The 24,091-nt window shown below is 28.0% G+C and carries 19 protein-coding genes and 1 other RNA gene; 11 read left to right on the top strand and 9 right to left on the bottom strand.

Annotated elements, in window-relative coordinates; translation table 11 throughout:
• Window positions 1-32 precede the first annotated feature (32 nt).
• Window positions 33-1,973 carry a site-specific DNA-methyltransferase gene (locus CORN_RS06790; protein WP_066008536.1) on the top strand — a complete coding sequence of 647 codons (1,941 nt, stop codon included), beginning with the start codon at window positions 33-35 and terminating at the stop codon, window positions 1,971-1,973.
• Complete coding sequence (locus tag CORN_RS06795; RefSeq protein ID WP_066008543.1) at window positions 1,966-4,500, top strand: DEAD/DEAH box helicase family protein; 2,535 nt, start codon at window positions 1,966-1,968, stop codon at window positions 4,498-4,500. The genes CORN_RS06790 and CORN_RS06795 overlap by 8 nt, the downstream gene beginning before the upstream one ends.
• Window positions 4,501-4,527: 27 nt before the next feature.
• On the opposite strand, the gene ssrA is transcribed toward CORN_RS06795, so the two are convergent.
• Window positions 4,528-4,886: a transfer-messenger RNA gene (gene ssrA, locus CORN_RS06800) on the bottom strand.
• 1 nt (window position 4,887) lies between these two features.
• On the bottom strand, window positions 4,888-5,298 hold the full coding sequence (locus tag CORN_RS06805; protein ID WP_066008537.1) for a histidine phosphotransferase: 411 nt from the start codon (window positions 5,296-5,298) through the stop codon (window positions 4,888-4,890).
• An 87-nt stretch (window positions 5,299-5,385) separates the two neighbouring features.
• Between CORN_RS06805 and ruvB the strand changes: the two genes are divergently transcribed.
• Complete coding sequence (ruvB, locus tag CORN_RS06810) at window positions 5,386-6,396, top strand: Holliday junction branch migration DNA helicase RuvB (protein WP_039619088.1); 1,011 nt, start codon at window positions 5,386-5,388, stop codon at window positions 6,394-6,396.
• Window positions 6,386-7,429, top strand: coding sequence for an AI-2E family transporter (locus CORN_RS06815; RefSeq protein ID WP_066008538.1), 1,044 nt, complete (start codon window positions 6,386-6,388; stop codon window positions 7,427-7,429). Before ruvB ends, CORN_RS06815 begins: the two co-directional genes overlap by 11 nt.
• Window positions 7,430-7,456: 27 nt before the next feature.
• On the opposite strand, the gene CORN_RS06820 is transcribed toward CORN_RS06815, so the two are convergent.
• The 3 genes from CORN_RS06820 to CORN_RS06830 form a co-directional block, all read right to left on the bottom strand.
• Window positions 7,457-9,208 carry a coiled-coil domain-containing protein gene (locus CORN_RS06820; RefSeq protein ID WP_172663995.1) on the bottom strand — a complete coding sequence of 584 codons (1,752 nt, stop codon included), beginning with the start codon at window positions 9,206-9,208 and terminating at the stop codon, window positions 7,457-7,459.
• Window positions 9,209-9,317: 109 nt separating this feature from the next.
• A complete protein-coding gene (locus CORN_RS06825; protein WP_066006663.1) occupies window positions 9,318-10,562 on the bottom strand; it encodes a two-partner secretion domain-containing protein in 1,245 nt (414 codons plus the stop codon).
• 176 nt (window positions 10,563-10,738) lie between these two features.
• The gene (locus tag CORN_RS06830; protein ID WP_066006661.1) at window positions 10,739-12,034 is read right to left on the bottom strand and encodes an MFS transporter; all 1,296 of its coding nucleotides are present in this window, start codon (window positions 12,032-12,034) and stop codon (window positions 10,739-10,741) included.
• Between the two features lie 76 nt (window positions 12,035-12,110).
• Between CORN_RS06830 and CORN_RS06835 the strand changes: the two genes are divergently transcribed.
• Entirely contained in the window at window positions 12,111-12,725 is a 615-nt protein-coding gene (locus CORN_RS06835) for a non-canonical purine NTP pyrophosphatase (protein WP_066006659.1), read from the top strand.
• 56 nt (window positions 12,726-12,781) lie between these two features.
• On the opposite strand, the gene CORN_RS06840 is transcribed toward CORN_RS06835, so the two are convergent.
• The 3 genes from CORN_RS06840 to CORN_RS06850 are packed head-to-tail and all read right to left on the bottom strand — an operon-like array spanning window position 12,782 to window position 16,483.
• Complete coding sequence (locus tag CORN_RS06840; RefSeq protein ID WP_066006657.1) at window positions 12,782-15,217, bottom strand: efflux RND transporter permease subunit; 2,436 nt, start codon at window positions 15,215-15,217, stop codon at window positions 12,782-12,784.
• A complete protein-coding gene (locus tag CORN_RS06845; protein ID WP_066006655.1) occupies window positions 15,217-15,786 on the bottom strand; it encodes a Tgt2/MlaC family protein in 570 nt (189 codons plus the stop codon). Before CORN_RS06845 ends, CORN_RS06840 begins: the two co-directional genes overlap by 1 nt.
• A gap of 1 nt (window position 15,787) precedes the next feature.
• The gene (locus CORN_RS06850; RefSeq protein ID WP_094750262.1) at window positions 15,788-16,483 is read right to left on the bottom strand and encodes an MlaA family lipoprotein; all 696 of its coding nucleotides are present in this window, start codon (window positions 16,481-16,483) and stop codon (window positions 15,788-15,790) included.
• Between the two features lie 221 nt (window positions 16,484-16,704).
• On the opposite strand from CORN_RS06850, the gene modA reads away from it, so the two are divergent.
• From modA to CORN_RS06870, 4 genes are all read left to right on the top strand, one after another.
• On the top strand, window positions 16,705-17,451 hold the full coding sequence (modA, locus tag CORN_RS06855; protein ID WP_066006650.1) for a molybdate ABC transporter substrate-binding protein: 747 nt from the start codon (window positions 16,705-16,707) through the stop codon (window positions 17,449-17,451).
• A complete protein-coding gene (locus tag CORN_RS06860) occupies window positions 17,448-17,837 on the top strand; it encodes a hypothetical protein (protein ID WP_066006648.1) in 390 nt (129 codons plus the stop codon). The genes modA and CORN_RS06860 overlap by 4 nt, the downstream gene beginning before the upstream one ends.
• On the top strand, window positions 17,831-18,685 hold the full coding sequence (locus CORN_RS06865) for an ABC transporter ATP-binding protein (protein WP_066006646.1): 855 nt from the start codon (window positions 17,831-17,833) through the stop codon (window positions 18,683-18,685). The genes CORN_RS06860 and CORN_RS06865 overlap by 7 nt, the downstream gene beginning before the upstream one ends.
• A gap of 192 nt (window positions 18,686-18,877) precedes the next feature.
• The gene (locus CORN_RS06870; protein WP_066006645.1) at window positions 18,878-19,192 is read left to right on the top strand and encodes a DMT family transporter; all 315 of its coding nucleotides are present in this window, start codon (window positions 18,878-18,880) and stop codon (window positions 19,190-19,192) included.
• 10 nt (window positions 19,193-19,202) lie between these two features.
• Here CORN_RS06870 and CORN_RS06875 read toward each other — a convergent pair whose 3' ends face one another.
• Complete coding sequence (locus tag CORN_RS06875; RefSeq protein WP_066006643.1) at window positions 19,203-20,855, bottom strand: 4Fe-4S dicluster domain-containing protein; 1,653 nt, start codon at window positions 20,853-20,855, stop codon at window positions 19,203-19,205.
• An 89-nt stretch (window positions 20,856-20,944) separates the two neighbouring features.
• Between CORN_RS06875 and selA the strand changes: the two genes are divergently transcribed.
• Together selA and selB are read left to right on the top strand one after the other, a co-directional pair.
• Entirely contained in the window at window positions 20,945-22,276 is a 1,332-nt protein-coding gene (gene selA / locus CORN_RS06880; RefSeq protein ID WP_066006641.1) for an L-seryl-tRNA(Sec) selenium transferase, read from the top strand.
• The gene (selB, locus tag CORN_RS06885) at window positions 22,269-24,074 is read left to right on the top strand and encodes a selenocysteine-specific translation elongation factor (RefSeq protein WP_066006639.1); all 1,806 of its coding nucleotides are present in this window, start codon (window positions 22,269-22,271) and stop codon (window positions 24,072-24,074) included. Before selA ends, selB begins: the two co-directional genes overlap by 8 nt.
• Window positions 24,075-24,091 lie beyond the last annotated feature (17 nt).

Here is a 24,091-nt window from a genome sequence, read left to right on the forward strand (position 1 = left end):
AATAAACTATAGTCAATTAAAAAAGGAAATAAATGCTAAAAGATAAATTATTGCAAGATTTGCAAGAACGCTTTGAAACTTTAGGACAAGTTAGAAATTTAGCACAAAATTATGATGAGAAATTATTTGATTATCTTTTAGAAGAAAGTGAATATAAAGAAGAATTTAAAAGTAGATTTTTTATTTTTAATAAAAAAGCTTTGATTTTTAAAATAAATGAATTTTTAACATTTTTAGATCTTAAAAATTTAAGTGGTAGTTTCACAAGCTATGCTAACAAAATAGGACTTGCAAATAAAACAAAATCTCTTTTAAAAACAAATAACGAAGTAGTATTAAATTTTGCTTTTAAAGATGGTGTTATAAAAGGCGGACAAAGCAAAGATGAGACAAAAAGTAAAGAAATATTTTTTAATGAAATATTAGCTCGTGATGAAATAGATGTTTTATTTTCTCTAAAGGCTTTGTGTGGCTTTAAGCTCATAGGGGGGGGGGATTTAAAAAATTCACTTTTAGATACTAATTTACTTCTTAAGGGAAATAATCTTTTAGCCTTACATTCTTTAAAATGTAAATACGCAAATAAAGTAAAACTTATCTATATTGATCCACCTTATAATACAGGTAATGATAGTTTTAATTACAATGATAAATTTAATCATTCTACTTGGCTTACTTTTATGAAAAATCGTTTAGAAATCGCTAGAGAATTTTTAAGAGATGATGGTGTGATTTTTGTGCAATGTGATGATAATGAGCAAGCGTATTTAAAAGTGCTTATGGATGAAATTTTTGGAAGAGATAATTTTATTAATACTATTACTTGTAAGGTAAAATCACCTAGTGGTGTTGGTAGCGGAAAAAAAGCATTTTTTGATTGTGCTGAATATATATTATGTTATACGAAAAATAAATTGATGTGGAATTTTAAGGTTTTGAAAATTGATACTTCTATTATAGGAAGTGATGTTGATAAAACTAAAAATAACTATAATAAGATATTTTTAAAACTTGATTTATCAAAAAAGATACAACTTTCTGAAAGTGAAAATATATACTATCTTAACAAAAAAGATTATGATATAAGTAATATACCGAGTAATAATAAAACTAAAGATTTTTTTTATAAAAATATAGATTATATATTTAGAACTGCACCTAATTATAATGAGAGTAAAATAAGAAATATTATAAGCTTAAGCAATATAGATAGTGATTTATTTATTATTGAACAAGAAGGAAAGCAAAAATTAATTTATAAAAATGAAGATGTTTTAATGCTTAAAAATTTTTCAAAAATTGATAAAAAAAATAAATATCTTATAAAATTGGATTATATAACAAATATTTTTACTGATGATTTTTGGCAGGGCATATCAAACGAAGGGCAAATTACATTAAAAAATGGTAAAAAACCTGAAGCCTTACTTCAAAGAATAATTGAAATTTCCACAAATGAAAACGACATAGTAATGGATTTTTTTGCAGGAAGTGGCACCACTTTAGCAGTAGCACATAAAATGAAACGCAAATGGATAGGCATAGAGCAAATGGATTATATAAAAGACATTACAAAAGAAAGACTTAAAAAAGTCATAGAGGGTGAACAAGGTGGTATTAGTAAGGCAGTGCAATGGCAAGGTGGTGGGAGCTTTGTTTATGCTGAGCTTATGCCACTTAATGCAATTTATAAAGAAAAAATAAAAAATTTAAATGATGAAAAAGAACTAGATAGTATTTATCAAGAGTTAAAAACTAAAGCTTTTTTAGATTATAGAGTAGATATAAATGAAATTTTAAAAGATAAAGATTTTAAAGAGTTAAGCTTAGAAGATAAAAAGCAAATTTTAAATTTAGCATTAGATTATAATATGGATTATGTTTTATATGGTGATATAAAAGATAAAGATTATGCCTTGTCTAAAGAAACAATAAAACTTAATGAAATATTTTATGGTGATGAAAATGTTTAATAAAAAACTACACGAGCTTTTACAAGAAGAATTTGGAAAAAGAGGCATAGAACAAATAGAAATTCCTTTTTATGTAAAAGAGAATTTATCAAAAGAATTAAGAATTTATCAAGAAAAAGCTCTAAAGTATTATTATGCAAATTTTGATAGCATAAAACAAAGACATTTAATGTTTAATATGGCAACAGGAAGTGGAAAAACACTTATAATGGCGGCTTTAATGCTAGATTGTTATAAAAAAGGTTATAAAGATTTTATATTTTTTGTAAATTCTACTTCTATTTTAGAAAAAACAAAAGCAAATTTTGCTAACAAGTATTCAAGCAAATATCTTTTTAAAGAAAATATAAATATAGATTCTAAAAATATAGAAATTAACATCATTAACAATCTTTTTGAAAGTAAAGATGAATGTATCAATATATATTTTACAACTATACAAGCTTTATTTTCTCTTTTTAAAAATGAAAGAGAAAATTCTTTAAGCTTTGAAGATTTAAAAGATAAAAAGCTTGTATTTTTAGCCGATGAAGCTCATCATTTAAATAGTGATACTAAAAATAAAAATGAAAATGAGATTAAAGAAGGTTGGGAGGCTATTGTAAAAAGAGCTTATGAAAGTAATAATGAAAATTTATTATTTGAATTTAGTGCTACTATTCCGCAAGAATTTAATGTATTAGAAAAATATCAAGATAAAATTATTTATGAATATACTTTAAAAGAATTTTGTAAAGATGGATACTCTAAACGCATATTTTTAGTTAAATATGATAATAATGAGTTAGAATATAGATTTTTAGGAGCAGTACTTTGTAGTCTTTATAGAGAGTTATTAGCTCAAAAATATAATATAGTTTTAAAACCTGTTATTTTATTCAAAAGTGAATCTATAAAAGAATCTATGCAAAATCAAGAAAAATTTATAGATTTTATAGATAATTTAGAAAGCTTGCATATAGAAGATTTTTATAAAAATATAAACAAAGAAAGTGATCTTTTAAATAAAAGTTTAGAGTTTTTTAAAAAAGAATATCAAAATACTTATGCAAAAACTATTGTAAATTTTTTAAAAAACAATTTTAAACCACTTTTTATATTAAATACAAATGACGATAAAGAACTCGAAAAAAATCAAATTTTACTTAATAGTTTGGAAGATAAAAATAATCAAATAAGAGTTATTTTTTGCGTTGATAAACTTAATGAAGGTTGGGATGTTTTAAATCTTTTTGATATAGTTAGGCTTGGAAATAAAAAATCAAGTAAGGCTATAACCACTAAAGAAGCACAACTTATAGGAAGAGGTGCTAGATATTATCCTTTCAAAAGCGATTTGTTTTATTTTGACGATGAGTTTAAATTTAGAAGAAAATTTGACAATGACTTAGATAATGAATTAAATGCATTAGAAAGATTAAGCTATCACACTAGAAATGATGTAGAATTTATTAAAAATCTTAATGAAAGTATGAATAAAGAAGGATTATTATTTGAAGAAGAAAAAAAGCGCGTGGATTTAATAGTAAATGAAAAAATAAAAGAGATTATTAAAAATAGCAAAATTTATTGTGCTAATAATAAAAGAATTAAAAAGCGTGATTTGAAAAATTTTAGTATTACAAGAATTGAGATGGAGCAAAAAATAAAAGGTTTGCAAATTCCTTATTTTTCAAATTCTATAAAAGAAAGTGAAGAGAAATTTGAAGAAATAAAAGAAGAATATGATCTTCAAAAACTTTCAAAACTAGATAATATAGATAATAAATATTTTTTAAAAGCAATGAATATATTAGGGGTTGATTTTAAAAATATAAATGAAAATTTTAATTTTGAAAGTAAAAAAGATTTTATAGAAAATTGTTTAAAAGATATATATGTGTGTTTTTCAAAAAAACAAAAATTTAATCAAGAAAATAATCTTGAAATAGCTAAATATGTTTTAGAAAATTTCAAATCATTAAAACAAAGAATAAAACAAGAATATGAAGTAAGTGAGTTTCAAACTCATAAATTTAATATAGGTAATAAAGTAGTATTTAAAAATAATGATAAATTTGAAGAAATGAATTTTGAATGGCTTTATCATAAAACTTTTTGTTTTGATAGTAATTTAGAAAAAGAATTTTTAAATTTTATAGAAAATAAAAAAGATGAGATAAATAAAGTGTTTTCTAAATGGTTTGTTATAAGAAATGAAGGCTTTGAAGAATTTAAAATTTACGATAATAGAAAAGATAAAGTTACTTATGCAATGGGATTTGAACCTGATTTTATTTTCTTTGGTAAGAAAAATAAAGATGATGATAATTTTTTAAGCATACAATGTTTTATAGAAATAAAAGGAGAGTATTTAGCTGGAGCAAAAGATACCTGGAAAGAAGAATTCTTAGAAACTTTAAAAGGAAAAATAATATCTACTGAATATAATAAAGATTTAACTCTTCAGTCTTTGCCATTTTTTATAAATAAAGACATTAAGATAAATGATAAATTTGTTAGTAGTTTTGATGAATTTTTAATATAAACATAAAAATAAAATGAGAGCTATTTATGGTGGAGACGAGGGGAATTGAACCCCTGTCCAAAAATAAAACAACCACGGCATCTACATGCTTAGCAAAGGTGAAAATTTCATCTAGCCAAACTCACCTTCCAAAATTTTAAGCTAGACTAAGACTTTAACTTCAATCAAAACTTGTCAAATTTCAATCTACACTATCAAAAATGACCAAATTCTAAGCTAGATAGTATCACTTAAAATTCAGGCTCAACTGAACTTACGCAGCTTTAGCGTAAGCAGGAGCAAATTTAACGTTGTTTGCGTTTAATTTTAATTTGAGCTTTATACGCTTTGCTCAAAGCGACATGCCACCAAGGCCACTCTACTCCTGTCGAAGCCAAGTCGTCCCCATTATTTAGAAATTTTATCAGGAACATTTGCAATTTGAGGATTAAATACACTTAAAAAAGAAGCATTTTTTTCATAATCACTGCAATATCTATCAAGCTGTTCACCTACTAAAAACATCCAATCTACAAATTCATCACTAGCAGGACCATCAAATTTAGTTGCTTCTTGCATAATCTCTTCACAAAATGTGCAAAAATTTACAATTTCATCTAAATTTAATCTTTTAGCAGCCCAAACTACATTGTGGATGTTTTGCTCTAAGTCTTTTAAAGCTTCTTTGTACTTTAAGCCATCACTGCTTAATTTTACTATCAAAGGCTCTAAAACATCACAAAGACTTCTAAAAAAATACAAAAAACGCTCGATTTCTTCAAGCTCGTAATCTAACTCTAATTGCTCTAAAATTCCCATAAAAACTTCTATAATCTAAGCTTAAATATTTATTTTAGCAAATTTTAGATAAAATTAAAATTTCTTACAAAATAAAATGGAAAAAATATGGATAGAATTGTAGAGATTGAAAAATTCTCCCCTGATGAAACTTATGAAACAAGCCTTAGACCTTCAAATTTTGATGGCTACATAGGACAAGAAAATATTAAAAAAAATTTAGAAATTTTTATCAAAGCTGCTAAAAAAAGAAATGAATGCCTAGATCATATCCTTTTTAGTGGACCTGCAGGGCTTGGTAAGACAACTCTAGCCAACATTATCTCTTATGAAATGAATGCAAATATCAAAACTACTGCTGCACCCATGATAGAAAAAAGCGGAGATTTGGCTGCGATTTTAACTAACCTTAGCGAGGGGGATATTTTATTTATCGATGAAATTCATCGTTTAAGTCCTGCCATAGAAGAAGTGCTTTATCCTGCTATGGAAGATTTTCGTCTTGATATTATCATCGGTAGCGGTCCTGCTGCACAAACGATAAAAATTGATTTGCCTAAATTTACACTCATTGGTGCTACTACAAGAGCAGGTATGCTAAGCAATCCTTTACGCGATCGCTTTGGTATGCAATTTCGCTTAGAATTTTATAAAAATGAAGAACTTGCTATCATTTTAGAAAAAGCAGCCCTAAAGCTTAATAAGACTTGTGAAAAAAAAGCTTCTTTAGAAATAGCCAAACGCAGTCGTTCCACCCCAAGGATTGCACTAAGATTACTTAAGCGTGTAAGAGACTTTGCTGATGTTAATGATGAGGAAATCATTAGCGAAAAAAGAGCTAAAGAAGCACTTGATTCTTTAGGGGTAAATGAGCTTGGTTTTGATGCGATGGATTTGCGGTATTTAGAACTTTTAACTGAAGCTAAAAGAAAACCCATAGGACTTTCAAGTATAGCTGCAGCATTAAGCGAAGATGAAAATACTATAGAAGATGTGATAGAGCCATATTTACTAGCAAATGGCTATATAGAAAGAACAGCCAAAGGTCGTATCGCGAGTTTAAAAAGCTTTGATGTGTTAAAACTAAAATATAACAAAGGTTTATTTGATGAAAAGTAGTAACTTTTTCTTGATTAGCTTTATTTTAATCATTTTATTTTGGGTGCTTTTTTTATTTAAACCTTTTTTGATGAATATAGCCATAGCAAGTTTGATGGCTGTTTCTACTTCAAATGTTAATGTTAAATTTTTGAGTATCTTCAAAGGCAAAAAAGTTGTCGCAGCTGCTGCTACTACCGCTTTTATGTTAGCTTTGTTTTTTATACCTTTTGTTTATGCCATCATCGAACTAGTAAAAGCTGCAAAAGGTTTTGACATAAGCTATTTTCACAATACCATAGAGTATTTTAAAAATTATTCTTTACATTTACCTGAGTCTTTAAGTTTTATAGAGCCTAAAATCAAAGAAGCATTAGCAAGTATTGATTTAAATTCCATCTCCAAAAACATTTTAACCTATCTTTCAAGTGCAACTAAATTTGGTACAAAATTTTTAACCGATATGGTGTTAATTTGCGTATTTTATTTCTTTGCTAATCTTTATGGAGCCCAACTCATTGGCTATATAAAAACCATAGTACCTATGAAAAAAGAAGAAACACAAGGCATTTTAAGCGAAGTGAGTAATGTAATGTCTGTTGTGTTTTACTCTATGGTGTTAAATGCTATTTTACAAGGGATACTTTTTGCTATTATAGTGAAATTTTATGGCTATGATGCTATCTTGATGGGGATATTATTTTGCTTTAGTTCTTTGATACCTGTAGTAGGCGGAGCTTTAGTTTATGTGCCTGTTTCGCTATATGAATTTGCAAACAACAACCTAAGTGGTGCTTTGATAATTTTCATCTATAGTGTGGTAATGATATCTTTTATTGCAGATACTTTAGTAAAACCTTATATCATCAAATGGATCAACACAAAACTTGTTCAAATTCCAACGCAAATTAACGAACTTTTAATTTTCTTTGCAATGATAGCAGGAATTTCAAGCTTTGGTTTTTGGGGTATTATCCTCGGGCCTGCTATTTTGACTTTTTTTATTTCAACTTTAAAATTATATGTAATTTTAAAAGAAAAGCATTTCCTATAATCTATACTGCCAAAGCAGTATAGATTATTAAAAACTTCCAACCACACAAGGATTCATAGTTTTATAATTATCACTTACTATGCAGGTTTTACCTCTTTGATTCATAGAAGCTTCTTCTATTTCTTCTTGTTCTTCCTCTTCTTCTAAGCTATTATTACCTATTAGATTAAGTGAAGCAGTTTGTTCGAAGGTTAGATCTGTTGCGGGAAGTTCTGGTCTGTTTGGATCATCTATACTTCCACCATCTCCAGTTATTTCTTTTAAGTCAGGATTTGTATTTAATATAGCATTAGCAAAGGCACCTTTGATAGTAAAATGACCATTAGAATCAGTATTTGTTTTTCCTTGCCATTTTTCTAATAGCATTTGATTATTAGAAATACTATTAGCTAGAATTTGACTTTCACTCATTAAAGAATTTAATTTATTTTCTAAGGTTTTAAATTCTTGATCATTTTTACTTGCTAAACCTTTATTGATTAATTCTACATAAGCATTATAAGCTTTAACAACACTATCAAGTTCTTTTTGTTTGGTTAGTAGTTGTTTTAGAGAATTATTAGAGTGTTCTACTAAAGGTTTTAACTTTTCATTGATAAAAGCTAAAAGTTCTGCTTTATTGTTTTTAAATTCCTCATACTTAGAATAAGCTGTTTTATAATCATTATGGAATTTTTCCAATATATCTTTCATACCTTCTTGACCATATAAAGCTTCTAAGAAAGATATACTTTGAATGATACTTTCATTTAGGCCATGAATTTTATCAAGATCTTTTATATCTACCCAGTAATTTCCTGCAAATATTTCATCAAGCCATTGGTTTAAATCTTCTTTGCTAATTACATCATCACTACCTAAAACAACATCAGGATTACTTGGATTAGTAGGATCTGTTGGATTAGATGGTGGTGTTATATTAGGTTTTTCTATAGTATTTGCCTTAGATAAAAAGTCTTTATAAACACTTTCTTGAGTATTATCATTATAGGTGTGAATGTTTATTTTATCTGAAACATAACCATTTTTATTAAAATCATTCCAGTAAGCTTGATCGGCAGTTGCGTTGGTTAAATCGTTTTCATGGTGGTAGATGTGGATGTTGGATAGGGTAAATTTTGAATTAGAAAAATCATTAAAAAATTTACCTCCAAATGGATTTTTTGAAAATTGATCAAAATACATATAAATATTTGAAAAGTCGGCTATATTATCTGTATGTAATCCACCAATAAAACTACTTGTGCTACTTATGCCAATTTTTATTGCTATATCTTCAAAAGATATTGACTGTGAATCATAAACATCTAATCCGACATACCCAAAAAAAGATCCTACCCCTCCTCCATAACCAGGAATACCACTAAACTCATCTATTTCTAATTTTATATTGGAAAAATATGAGTTGTTAATAGTATCATTCATGTGATTTCTATACTCACCTGCAAAACCACCAGCACTTCCTCTATCTGGATGTTTATTTATATAAATCTTTCCAACATCTACATATATATTATTATATACTCCATTGGCATTTCCAGCAAATCCTCCGATATTAGTGCCTCCTACAAGAGATTTATAAAAATTATATTGGCTAATATTTGTTATATTTTTTAAAACTATATTCGAATATCTTCCACTGGTACTTCCAACAAATCCTCCAGTATAATTTATAGGAGCGTATGACACAGTACTTTTAATACTATCTATATTTTCTATATGAATATTAGACACATCTCCAGCAATTTCGCCAGCAAAACCACCAGTATAACTACCCATCTTTCTATTAACATCAATTTTTGATATATTTTTTAAAGTAATATTATCTATCGTATTATTACCCCATGTAAACCCTATAAAACCACCAGTATAAGTATCTAAAATATCTTTACCACCAACAACAATCCCTCCCTTTAAGATAATCTATATTAATATTTTTAAAAGTAGAACCAATAGCTGATCCAAATATACCTATTGCAGCAGCAGGTCCTTTTGGAATATTTGGTAACTCAGGTATATCTATATTAATATTTTTAAGTGTATATCCTTGTCCATCAAAAGTTTTAGTAAAAGCACTATAAAAAGACACCCAAGGCTCATTGTTATTGTTAGCTCTACGGGAATTTCCATAGCCCACTATCATATTAGTAAATTCATTATCTTGTTTTACACCATCACCGTTCAAGTCCACCCAAAAGTTTGCATAGTTTTGCCAGTCCTTACCTTCTACACCTTTACCTTGATTACCACTAAAGTCAATATTTCCTACTAATCTAAACTCATCTATATTTCTAATATCACCTAAATCTTCATTCCAACCTTTTGCAAAGTGCCACCACTCTATAGCATTTTTCTTTTCATCACCCATATTACCTATGGTTAGAGCTTTTTTGAAATTAGAGCTTCCTATGTGAGTTGTGCCACTAGAATCTGTATAATTTGTAGTTTGTATATTTACATTATTTCCAAATCTATAACCATCATTTGCAAAATTTATCATTTGTCTTTGTATATAGCCACCCTCTGTAGCTGTTACATTGATAGTGGAATTTAAATTTGTGCTATCTGCATCTATATATACATTTTTTCCAACTAAATGCGTAGTAGATTTTTCATTACCTAACCTACCACCTTGTATATCTACCTTATTCCCTATAAGTAATACATTATTAGCATTAATATTACCCATATTCACTACATTACCTGCTTTATGTGGTTTAAATATAGGAGAGAAAGAAGCACCTTGCTCTTTGGTTAAATCAGCAAATGCTTTCATATCATTATCACTCATAGATGAAGTAGAAGCCACAAAGCGATTAGCATTGATGGTTCCATTTTTAGTAATGATTACTCCATTAGGATTGATTAAAAAGACATTATTACCACTTGCATTTAATAACCCATCTATAGTAGATTTACTTGTTCCATGAGCAATGTTTAGGTAGTTTTGTCCTTGACCTTTAAAGTTTACACTTTCACCCTTATTTATACTAAAACCACCACCCCATTGTATGATAGAGTTTTGTTTATTGCCTGCAATATTCATCTCTTTGCCATTAATACTTATACTCCCACTAGTGTCATGAGTAAATTTACCTCCACTAGGTAAAGCAAAAGAAGATGAAAAGAGCAAAGATGCAACTATATTTGAAAGAAGAATTTGTTTTGAAAGTTTTTTATAAGAAGGAGTTAAATCAAAATTATTCGATTCCCCCCCCCCGTGGAGTAAATATTGACATAATAAATCCTTTAATAAAAATTTATGTATGTTAATATTATATTTATAAAGAAGTGCTTAAGTGGGTAGTGCTAAATTTTAGACTTAAGTTCTTCTTCGTTGATGATTTTTTTATTATATTTTACCACTAGAAATTTAGAGTTTTTATATACATCTAAAACCCCATTTATACTTTTAATCATATTTAAATCGTGTTTTGTTTCTAAAGATAAATAGATATTTTTAAAATCAGCTGGACTTTGTAAAAATAAAAGTAAGATAAACCAAATCAAAGACAAGGCTATCAAAATAAAAGCAAGAGTAACTAAGCTAAAATGATGTAAAAAATATCCCCCTACAACACCACCTAAAAAGCTTCCAAAATAACCAAAAGCATTAAACACACCTAAAGCCGCACCTTTTTCATTTACCTTAGCAAATTTACTCGCACAACTTTGCATGATAGGCTCATGTAGGTTAAATCCTATAAAAAACACTACAACACCTACCATAAACACTAAGGCATTATGCGAAAAGGCAAATATAACATAAGCAATGATAAAAAATGCCACACCTAAAAGTAAAATTTCTTTACTTAAACCTCTTTTTTCTCCTAAAGATCCTGATAAACCCATAGCCAAAAAGCCAAGCACCATAGAACTAACATAAACATGCCATAAATTCTCACTTGGGTAGTTAAACTCATGCACCAAAACCAAAGGGATGCTTAAAAATGCTACACTCATAAGCATTTTTTGCATACAATTGGTAAGATTCATTAAGGCTAGGTTTTTTTCTTTTAAAAGTTTTTTTAATGGGGTTTTAGTATTTTCATGTACTATTGTATGCTCTTTTGGTACAACACTAAATAAAAGCACTATACAAATCAAACTCAAAATTGCACTCAAATCAAACAAACTAGAAAGCCCAAATTTAGCACTCATTAATGGAGAAAGCACCAAAGAAGCCGCAAAAGAAAGCCCTATAAATGAACCCATGATAGCCATAGCCTTGCCACGATTTTCTTCATTGATAAAATCACTTATCATAGCAGTGGCCACTGCTCCTATAGCCCCTGCTCCTTGCAACAATCTTCCAAACATCATCGTATAAATATCATCAGCATATGAACACACCAAAGAACCTATGATAAATACCACAAGTCCTATTAACATGGTTTTTTTACGTCCTATTTTATCTGAAATCATACCAAAAGGAACTTGTAATGCCATTTGAGTTAAGGCATACACGCCTACTAAAAGCCCTACTAAAAACTCATTAGCTCCTTTTAAATTTAAAGCATATAAACTTAAAACCGGTAAAACTATAAACAATCCAAAAAATCTAGTTCCTACGATAAAAGACAAAGGTAAAACGGTTTTTAACATCTTCTCTCCTTATAAAGGATAATTTTACTATGATTTTGATAAACTTTTTTTAAAGTTAAAATAAAAAGAGTAATTTATGAAGAAAAAATTAAAAATCATTCTAGCAACTTCTAATACACACAAAGTAGAAGAAATCAAAAAATTTTTAACTACTTATGAAATTTATGCCTTAAACGAAATCATCACTCCTTTTGAGATCATCGAAGATGGTGCAAGTTTTAAAGAAAATGCTTTGATAAAATCTAAGGCTATTTTTAATGCTTTAGATAAAAAACAAGATGAATTTATTACCTTAAGCGATGATAGCGGTATAAGCGTAGAGGCTTTGGATAATGCACCAGGGATTTTTTCTGCAAGATACTCTCAAGAAGGCACTGATGAGGCTAATAGAAAAAAACTCATTCAAGCTTTACATGAAAAAAACCTACACCAAAGTAAAGCTTTTTACACTGCAGCCATAGCTATAAGCTCAAAGTATGGACATTTTAGCACACATGGATATATGCATGGTCTTGCTATTGACACTCCAAAGGGTAATAATGGCTTTGGTTATGATCCTTTATTTATCCCAAAAGGTTTTGATAAAACTTTAGGTGAATTAGATGAGCAAGTAAAATTAAAAATTTCACACCGCTCGCAAGCTCTAATGTTTGCTACTTATATCTTAAGAGTATTAGAAAAGATGGAGTAATATGAAACAATTTATAAAATATATGCTTATTGCTTTTGGTGCTTATGTGCTTTGGGTTATGCTTTATTATAATTTTGCTTAAGATAATGATAACTTAAAATAAAACTTGGCAACAAAAAAAGCGAACCAAACAAAAGCAAACTCATAGCCAAAACCGTAAGCAAACCAAAATAAATCGTCGGGATAAAATTACTACTAATCATCACTAAAAAGCCTAAGATAATCGTAACACTAGTATAATAAATCGCACTTCCTATACCTATATGCGAAGCCTTTATAGCTTCTTCTAAACTTTTATGTTTTAATTCTTCTTTAAAACGATGAATATAATGAATCATATCATCAACCCCTATTCCTATACAAATAGCGGCTATGGTAATACTCATAATATCAAGTGGTATATTTAAAACACCCATTAAACCAAATACCAAAGCTAAAGGTATGAGATTAGCCAAAATCGCCACAAAAGCATAAACAAAACTTCTAAAAATCACCACAAATAAAGCAAAAATCACAAGCACCACAAAAGCTAAAGTATCAAATTGTGATGAAAAAAGACTTTGAAGCATATTATTATATAAAGGCATGATACCGCTGATTTTAACTTCTACGTTATCATTTTGCAAAAGCACATTTAAATCTTTTTCAAGTTGTTTTAAAAAAACATCGCGTCTTAAGTTTGGATCACTATCTAGCATACGCACGCTAAATCGCAACTCGTTATTTTCTACACTTACATAAGGGGTTAAAACTTGCTTTTTAAAGTTCTCATCTAAATTTTCATATAAAAACGCTAAAGCAAAATCATCTAAAGCCTTACCATCATTAATGCTTTTTCCAAGCTCTAATAAACTTTGTAAACTAAGTACAGAGCCTACATATTTTTGTGCACTTAAAAACTCATGAACCTTAGTAGCAATTCTTGTTTTTTCACTACTAAAAAAATACCTATCATCTTTAGCTAAATCATCAAATTCTTGCTCAAACTCATCTAAACTTTCGTTTTGTTTTGGACTTTGCTTAAATTTGACAATCACATCTAAAGGCATGGTTCCACCTAGCTCTTTATCTATGATCAACAAACCTTGTTTTATTCTAGAACTATCTTTAAAATAGCTTACAAAGCTATTTTCTACTTTGATTTGCAAAATTCCAAATAAAGCAAAAACCACACAAAACAAACTAATACCATAGATAATTTTTCTATGTTTTAAACTTACATTTGCACAAAAACTTAAAAATTTCAATGAACTTTGATTAAGTTTTTTAAACTCCAAACGTGGCATTAAGACCAAAATACTTGCAAAATAAATATAAGCTAAGATCAAACTCACGCTAATGCCAAGACTCATCATAATACCAAGCTTGATGATGGGTTCTATATCTGAAAAAACAAAACTTAAAAAACCAACAACCGTAGTTAAAATAGCAAAAAAACTAGGGCTTGCCTTATCAAGTAAGGTTGAAAGCAAGATCTTGTAAACACTAGCTTTTGGGTGTTTGTGCAAATTTTCTATAAAATGCACGATTAAATGTATCACAACAGAAACTGTGATGATAAGCACCAAAGCTACATAGTTTGAAGAAACTACTGTGATATCAAAACCCAAAAGTGCAAAAATCCCACTTGAAGTAAAAAGCGAAATCACACAAATTCCCAAAGCCAAAAAAACTAAACGCAAAGAGCCAAAAAACCACCAAAGTGCTATAAATAAAAGCCCTATTAAGCTAAGTCCGTAAATTTTTAAATCACTTTTTACATAATTAATCATATCATTAGCGATCATTTCTACACCGCCAAGGTGTAAAAAGTCTCCGTTTTGGCTATATTTAGATACTACTTTAGTAATTTCTTCTAGTCTTTTTGCACTAAATTCTCTTGAACTTTCTTGATGTTTTTTTATTAAAGTTCTAAAAAGCTCTTTTTCATTTTCATTTTTTGCATTATCCCTTGAATTAATCAAGTCATTATAAACAAGATCAGGTGCAAGATAAATCAAAATTCCTGTAGTTTTTCCATCTTTTGAGATGATATTTTTCTTATAAAAGGGTTGGTTTAAAATTTCATTTTTTGCTAAATTAATATCCACATCTTGACTAAAAATATTAGGTATATTTTGAATAATCTCTTTTAATTCTTTTGTTTTAGAGCTTGTGAGTAAAGGTGCATTAGCAATAGAAAATACCTTTTGCACTCCATTAATTTTTTCTAAATCAAGAGTTAAATTTTTTATAGTTTCTAAATTATCTTTAGCAAAAATATCTTTATCTTTAGGAGCGAAAGCAAGCATTAAAAAGTTATCATTACCATAACGCGCTGAAACTTCTCTATATAATTTCAACCCTTTATCATGTTCTAAAAGTAAGCTTTCAGCACTTGCATCAACGCTCAAATTTTTAATAAAAAAGCTAAAAAATATACAAAAAACTAAAGTAATTCCCAAAGTTAGTTTTGGAAAATTAAGAAAAATTTTTAAAATTTTGCTTAGCATTATTTAGAAAAATCAACACTAGAAAGCTTTTCAAGCAAGGTTTTAAAGTCACCATTTTGCAAAACATCTTTAAATTGCGAGCGATAAGTTTGTATGATGCTTATACCAAAAATATCCACATCATAAATTTGCCAATCATTATTTTTGTTATAAAATTTAAAAATTACAAAATTTTCCTTGCCATCTACTATCATAGAAGTTTTCAGAAAAGCTCTTTTATTTTTTTCTTCTAAATCAATTACTTTTAGTTTTTGTGAGTCATATAAAGCAAGTTTATCAGTAAAACTTTTTTTAAGATTTTTTTCAAAAGCCTTGTTAAATTGATTTTTTTCATTTTCGCTTAATTTTTCATATCTTACAGAAAGACTAAGTTTAGCCATAAGCTCATAATCAAAAACACCATCAAACAAAGCAAAAATTTTCTCAGCTGCCTTACTTTTGTCATTTTTATTTTGATCTAAAATTTTTAAACTCTCATCAATTTTTTCTTGCATAGTTTTAGAAATATCTTGTAAATTTAAAGCAAAAGCAAATACTATACTAAAAAATAATACTACAATTTTTTTCATTTTATCTCCTTGATTTGATGAGTTCTTGGCGTCTTTGCTCATATGCATCACGTATGAAAGTATAATAATCTACACTATTTTGGTAAATATCATCTATTTTTTCATGCTCAAAACTCAATTCATTAAGTTTTAATGTAGCATTTACACCAACACCAACCCAAAAATTTTCAATATATCCTTCAGGTACCATAAACCAATCAACCGGCAAAGCTAAGGCATCTCTTACATTATAAGGACCCAAAACTGGCAATACCAAATGCGGTCCACTACCTACTCCCCATTTACCCAAAGTTGTTCCAAAATCAGCTTCATAACTTTTTAGAGAAGTTTTACTCGCACTATCTAGCAAACCAAATCCAAAAATCACATTCACACAAAATCTTCCAAATTCTTCGCCAGCTTTTCTAAACTCTAAACTTAAAAGATGATTGATAAATCTAAAAGGCGATCTTGTGGTATCAAAAGCATTTTTTACTCCTGTTCTTACAAAGCTTGGAACAACACTTTTATAAGAAAGTGCAACCGGTCTTAAAAAATAAGTATAAAGATCATAATTAAATTTACTCATAGCTTTATTGTAAGTGTAAAAGCTATCTTCGATTTCTTTTTTTTGATATTCTTGTTCAAAATCTTCAAAGTCATTTGCTAAAACTAAAGTATTCAAAAACAAACACAAACATAGTATATATTTTAACAAGTTTTTTCCTTTATAAAATCTCATAAATTAAAATCTTAAATTATACAAAAATTAAAATAAATTTTTACATTAAAATACTTTTAAAATATTCTTTAAAAAGATTAAAAATTTTTATTTGCCTATAAAATAAGTCTTAGAAAATATGCAAAAAATACAAATTTATTTTTGCTTTTAAAAATAAGCTATAATTTTTTCAAAATTTACTACTAAAAGGACAAAAAATGAAAAAAATTTTCACCCTACTTTTTTTGTGTATTTTTGGATATAGTGCTGATGTAAATATTGCTGCGGCTGCAAATGTAGCTTATGCTTTTAAAGCCTTGCAAAAAGAATTTCAAAAAGAAAATCCTGATATTAGTATCAATGTAAGTTTAGGTGCTAGTGGAAATTTAGTCTCTCAAATCAAAAACGGAGCGCCATTTGATATATTTATGGCTGCAAATATGAAATTTGCACAAAGTTTATATGATGATAATTTTGCTAGCACAAAACCTGTTATTTATGCTCAAGGAGCTTTAGCTTTACTAAGTGTAAGAATGGATTTAAGCAAAGGGTTAAACACCTTAAATGAAGAAAAAGTAAAAATTATCACTATAGCCAACCCCAAAGCAGCTCCTTATGGTCAAGCTAGTATAGAAACTTTGCAAAATACAAAAATTTATGAGCAAGTAAAAACTAAAATCATTGAAGCAAAATCTATAGGAGAAGCACTTACTCAAACACTAAAAGCAGCTGATGTGGGTTTTGTAGCAGCAAGTGCTTTGCATGAAGATACACTAAAATCTTATAAACTTCAAGAAGGAAAAAATTACATTTTAATCGATCCAAAGCTTTATGAACCAATCAATCAAGGCATTGTTATTACTTCTTATGGTAAAGACAATACTAAAGCTAAAAAATTTTATGATTTTATTTTAAGTAAAAAGGCTAAGGAAATTTTCAAAACTTATGGTTATAATATCCCATGATTAAAGCTAAGATAAATACTATAAAAAATCATGAAAATATAAGCTGGGTAGAATTTCTTATAAAAAAACATAAATTATATATGCTTGCTTTAGAACTTGATAAAAAAGTAAGCATTAATCAAGAAGTTTTGTTGGCATTTAAAAGTAGCGAATGCTTACTTAGCAAAAAAAGCCTAGAAAATTCATTTTTAAATACCTTTTATGCAAAAATCATTGATATTTTTCAAGGACAAATCATCACTATAATAAGATTAGAAAATGAAATTTGCACCTTTGAAGCTCAAATTAGCACTTGTGAGTTTTTAGAGCAAAATTATCAAAAAAATGATTTTGTATTTGCTTATGTGCATCCTAGTGCTTTATTTATCAAAGAGTATTTATGCTAAAACTTGATTTTGAAAAAATCTTTAAAAATAAAGAAAAAGAATTTAAACTTAAGATTAAACTTGAAGTAGAAGAAGGAGAGTTTTGTGCTGTTTTTGGAAAAAGTGGTAGCGGTAAAACTACACTTTTAAGAATTTTAGCAGGTTTTGAAAAAGCACAAGGAATTTGTACTTTTAATGATACAATATTTTTTGATGATAAAAACTTTCTAAATCCACAAAAAAGAAAACTTGGCTTTGTTTTTCAAGATTATGCTTTATTTGAGAATATGAATGTGGAGCAAAACTTACTTTTTGCCAAAAAAGATCTTCAATTTGCTAATGAACTTTTAGAACTTTTAGATTTAAGCAAACACAAAAAAAGTCATATTTTAGAGTTAAGCGGAGGACAAAAACAACGCGTAGCTTTAGCAAGAGCCATTATGCAAAAACCAAAACTTTTACTTTTAGATGAACCATTTAGTGCTTTAGATAATGAGATAAAACTGCATTTGCATGATTATCTTTTAAATATACATAAAACCTATAAAATCACTACTATTTTAATCAGTCATGATGTAAGTGAAGTTTATAAGCTAGCTAATAAAGTCATTGTTTTAGAAAATGGAACTATCATCAAAGAAGGCTCACCTAATGAAATTTTTTTAAAAACACAAGGCTCACAAAAATTTGCTATAAAAGCACGTATTTTAAAACTACAAAAACAAGATAGTATATTTATAGCTATACTTGCTATAGGCAATCAAATCAGCCAAGTAGCACTAAGTCCTTTAGAAGCAAAAGATTTTAAAGAAAATGATGAAGTACTTTTAAGTCAAAAAGCCTTTGCCTTAAATTTAACTAAGATATAAAAAGTAATGCTAAAATAACATAATTAATATAGTAAGGCTATAGATGACTTATGGATTTTTTATCTTAAAATTTTATACTAGCTTATGGACAAAATGGAAGATAAGATTATCTTATGGTTATTTTATAGCTCCTACTGCACCGCCTTTTATCCTTTTGTAATTTCATTTTTAAATTAATTAAAAGGATACAAAATGCATTGGTTAGTTTTGGCAATTAGTATAATTTTTGAAGTGATTGCAACAAGTTCAATGAAATATGCTAGCATTAGCAAAAACAATCTTTACTTAATTATTTTTGCAATATTTTTTTCATTTTCTTTAGCAGGCTTGTTTTATGCTTTAAAAAAAATTGATTTAAGTATAGCTTATGCTATGTGGGCTGGTTGCGGTATAACACTTATTAGTATTGTAGGCTTTTTAATCTTTAAAGAAGTAATAACCATTAACAAACTTATTTTTATTGTTTTAATTGTCATTGGAGTTGTGGGATTAAAACTTAGTGCTTAAGCCTTTTGGCTTAAAGCACATTCATACTTTGTATCATTACTTTTGCTTTGCACTCAGCACAACAATATAGTGTTTTTATCTTAGCTTCATCTCCCATAAATTTTGGCTTCATAATACTAGCGATTTTTTCAATAGCCTTTTTAGTAGCAAATTCCTTCCCACATTCTACACAAGCAAAAAGCTCATCTTGAGCTAAAATCATAAAAGAAAAATACTCTTTTTCTAAATCTATCCCACTTCTTTGAAGCACTAGGGTATCTTTTTCAGCACAACTTGCCTCACAATATCCACAAGTAGTACATAAGCTTGCATTAAATTTCAAAGAATTATCCTTAGTATCAGCTATTAAAGCTCCTACATTACAAGCTCCCACACAAGAAAGACATAAGGTACAGGTGTCTGTATTGATAGTGATTTTTCCATAGCGTATCCATTCTTTACTTGGGATATTGCCTAAATTTTCTTCTTTTATAAGTTCTCTTAATCTTATAGCAAAATCTTCTCTTTTTAAAAGCGCAGGATTATAAGATATAAATTTGAGATTTTCTATAAAATGTGCTTGATTTATAGCCTCTAAAAGTTCTTTTTCATCTTTAGCCAGAAAAATTGCATTTTGTTTAAATTTTCTTTGAAAAATTTCATTCATCAAAGCTATCACTTCTAAAGCACCTTGCGATAAGCCATCACTATAAAAAATTACACTCGCACCACTTGTTTGAAGCATAGCTAAAAAATGTGCTTGATCAAGATAGTTTTCGCCTTTAATCATAAAAGGCATTACATCTTCTTTTAAAGTGATATTTAAATTTTCTATAGACATTTTCTCAGGAATGATTAAAATAATTTTATCTTCATAAAATTTTAAAATTTCATAAAAACTATTGCGTGGCATAGGTGCATAATCAAGCGCTCCACTAGGACAAATCCCTACACAATCACCACAGCTTAAACAATCCACATGAGAAAATTCTAATTTTCTTTGCTCATCATCTTTTAAAATAGCCACACTAGGACAAATTTCAGCACATTTTCCACAATGAACACTTCTTCTTTCATGATATTGACAAATGCTATCATCATAACTAATATAATTTCTAAATTTATATTTTGGAGAATTAGAATTTAAAAGTTTTATAAGTTCTTCTTGACTTAAAGTAGTTAAATCATAGCAACCACTTTGTTGATCAAAACTTTCTTTTTTTACATCATATAAGAAAAAATCACAATCAATCTCTACTTGCTCATCATCTTTTAAAGCTATCACGCAAAGCTCGCCCACGCAACCTAAAACGCCCAAACACTGCTCATTGCTTAGTTTTAAAACCTTGTATTCTTGTTTTTTTAAGCTTTCAATAAGCTCATTTTGATCCTCATTACTTACAATGATTACATTTTTACCCACTTCTTTGGTGTATTCTAAATCAAGTCCCAAATCATAAACTTTAGATCTAATCTTATATAAAGACTCAATAGTTTTTGCTTTTTTAAGCACATTATCTTTAGAATTTTTAAGATAAAAATTAATCTCAGGTGCATAAACTTCAGGGTTTAAAAGCTTTGAATTTCCTATAAAAACTTCTTCATCACAGGCTTTTTGAACTATGCTAATATCATCACTTAAAGGAATTAAATCTTCATTTTCTAAAAATACAAAATCTTTCATAATGCTCTCTTTTTAAATTTTTAATCTTAATTATATAAATTTCATTATAAAAAAGTTATAATTTTACTAATTTATTCTTAAGGTTTAAGATGAACAAATTTAGAAATTTTCCACCCATAAACACTCTTATAAACGATGAAAGCTTGACTAATTACCCTTTATATTTAAGGTCTCATTTTGCAAAAATAGTTGTTTCAAATTGTAAAAAAGAACTGAGAAAAAATGAAAATTTAAATTTTAGCTTACAAGATTTGCTAAGTAAAATTGCTCAAAGTATTGATAAGTTTTTAAACACACAAAGTCAAAGTTTGATCAATGCTACCGGAGTTATCATACATACTAATCTTGGTCGTAGTATTATTGATGAGAGTATTTTTGAAAGAACTAAAGAAATCATCTGCTCTTATTCAAATTTAGAGTTTAACATGCAAAGTGGCAAAAGAGGCTCAAGGTATGACGCACTTAGTGCGAATTTAAAAATATTATTTGATTGCGAAGATTGTTTGATTGTTAATAATAACGCCTCGGCTGTATTTTTGATCTTAAACACCTTAGCAAAAAATGAAGAAGTTGTAACTTCAAGAAGTGAGTTAGTTGAGATTGGGGGAAATTTTAGAATTCCTGAAGTTATGCTAGCAGCTGGAGTTAAGCTAAAAGAAATAGGCACAACCAATAAAACTCATTTGTATGATTATGAAAAAGCTATCAATAAAAATACTAAAATGATTTTAAAAACTCATCGCTCTAATTTTGCTTTTAAAGGATTTTTTGAAGAGGTAAGCTTAAATGAAATTCATATTTTAGCAAAAAAGAAAAAGCTCATATTTTATTATGATTTGGGTGCGGGTTGGTGTGAAAAAATCAATAAACAACTTAGCAAAAATGAGCCAAGCGTGAAAGAACTTTTAAAACATTGTGACATTTTAAGTTTTAGCGGCGATAAACTTTTTGGCTCTACTCAAGCAGGTATTATACTTGGAAAGAAAAAATACATTCAACAACTAAAGAAAAATCAACTTTTAAGAATGCTAAGGGTTGATAAAATCACTCTGGCTTTTTTAAATGAAACCACTAAAGCTTACTTAGAAAAAGAATATGAAAAAATTCCTACACTAAAACTTTTAAATGATGATTTAAAAACCATAGAAAAAAAGGCACTCTTTATTAAAGAAAAAATTCCTATAAAATGTGAATTAAAAGCTTCTAAAAGTTTAGTAGGTGGTGGCTCTATGCCTGATAAAAGCTTAGATACTTTTGTGCTAAGTTTTGATGAAAAAGCTTTGCTTTTACAAGAAAAATTTAGAAAAAAAGGTGTGATTGGACGTATTGAAAATGGATATTTTGTACTAGATTTTAGAAGTATTTTAGAAAAAGATTTAAACAAAATAATAAGCATTATTAAAGAGGTATTTCATGCATAGTATTATCATAGGCACAGCTGGACATATTGATCATGGTAAAACTTCACTTATTAAAGCTTTAAATGGATTTGAGGGTGATGATTTAAAAGAAGAGCAAGAAAAAGGTATTACGATTAATCTTAGCTTTTCAAATTTAAAAAGTGAAAATTTAAACATTGCTTTTATTGATGTGCCTGGACACGAAAGTTTAATTAAAACTATGATAAGCGGTGCTTTTGGTTTTAGAGTATGTATGTTTGTTGTGGATATTAACGAAGGTTTAAAAGCACAAAGTATAGAGCATTTAAGAGTTTTAGAATTTTTAGGTGTAAAAGATGTGGTGCTTATCTTAAGTAAGGTTGATTTATGTAAAGATTTAGCACATAAACAAGAAGAACTTTTAAAAGAATTAAAAACATTTAAAATCAATATCTTAAAAGTTTTTCCAACTAGCATTTATGATGAAACAAGTATATTAAATTTAAAAAAATACTTGCTTAGTTTAAAACCTAAAGAAAATGATGATAGTTTGATTTTTAGATATTACATTGATAGGGTTTTTTCTCTAAAAGGTATAGGCACAGTAGTAACTGGAAGCTTGAATGAAGGTAAGATTAGTAAAAATGAAAAAATATTTTGCCTTGAAAACCAAAAAGATATTATTGTAAAAAATATACAAATTCATGAAGAAAATGTTTTAGAAGCAAAGGCTTATAACAGAGTTGCTTTAAGTTTAAATTGTAATTATCATGAATTAAAAAAAGGGTATATACTTAGCAAAAAAGGTATTTTTAAAAGCTTTAAAAGTATCGATGGAGTTGTTTTTACCACAGAGATTAAACACGGAAGTATTTTAGAATTTTGCAGTGGATCAAAAAAGCTTAATGCAAAAATTAGCATTATTAAAGAATTTGAAGATAAAACTTATGTTAATTTAGAGTTTGATAAAAACCTGCCTTTGTGTTTTGATGATAAATTTATCCTACTTGAAAATGGGCGTATTAAAAGTGGTGGGGTGGTGCTAAATGCAGTGAGTGAGCCTTTAAAAAAAGATATGAAAGCTAAGTATCTAGCACTTTTAGAACAAAAAGATCTTAAAAAGGTATTTGAGTTTTTAAAACAAACTCATAAACTTGGATTTGGTTTACTTTCAAGTTATCAGCGTTTCAAACTCACTCATGAGCAAGCTTTAAATTTGGCAAAAAGTTTAGATCATGTTTTTGTTGATGAGCAAGCTTTAAATGTGTATGATTTAAATGCTATACAAACTTTGAAAGAATTTATTAGTTTTATCTTTTCTAAAAATCCTTATGCTTTAATTTCGCCTCATTCTATCGCACTAAGACTTACCTGGGCAAGTGAGAATTTTTGTGCTTATACACTCAAGCAAATGCAAGAAAAATTAGATTTTAAAGATGGCATATGGTTTTTAAAAGGACAAGATTTTGAAAAATTACAAGAAAAGGCTCATTGTGAGCTTTATGAAATTTTAAAAAAAGAAGGTATAAAACCTACCGCTCCTTATAATCTTTATGAATATTTAGAGCTTGATAGAAAAAATGGAGATCTTATCTTAAAAAAACTCACCAAAGAAAATAAAGTCAAAAGACTAGCACATAATCTTTTTATAGAAAAAAATGCTCTTGAAAATCTTATGCAAGAGTTTTTAAAGCTTTTACAAAATCATCATTTAGATATAACTTTTGTAAAAAATCATTTTCAAATTTCAAGAAAATATGCCATAGCCTATTTAGAATACCTTGATCAAAATTATCCTCAAGTAATAAAAATAGAGGAAAAAAGAATACTAAAAACCTAAGTATTAAAAATTACATT

This window comes from Campylobacter ornithocola (genome assembly GCF_013201605.1).
Taxonomy (GTDB): domain Bacteria; phylum Campylobacterota; class Campylobacteria; order Campylobacterales; family Campylobacteraceae; genus Campylobacter_D; species Campylobacter_D ornithocola.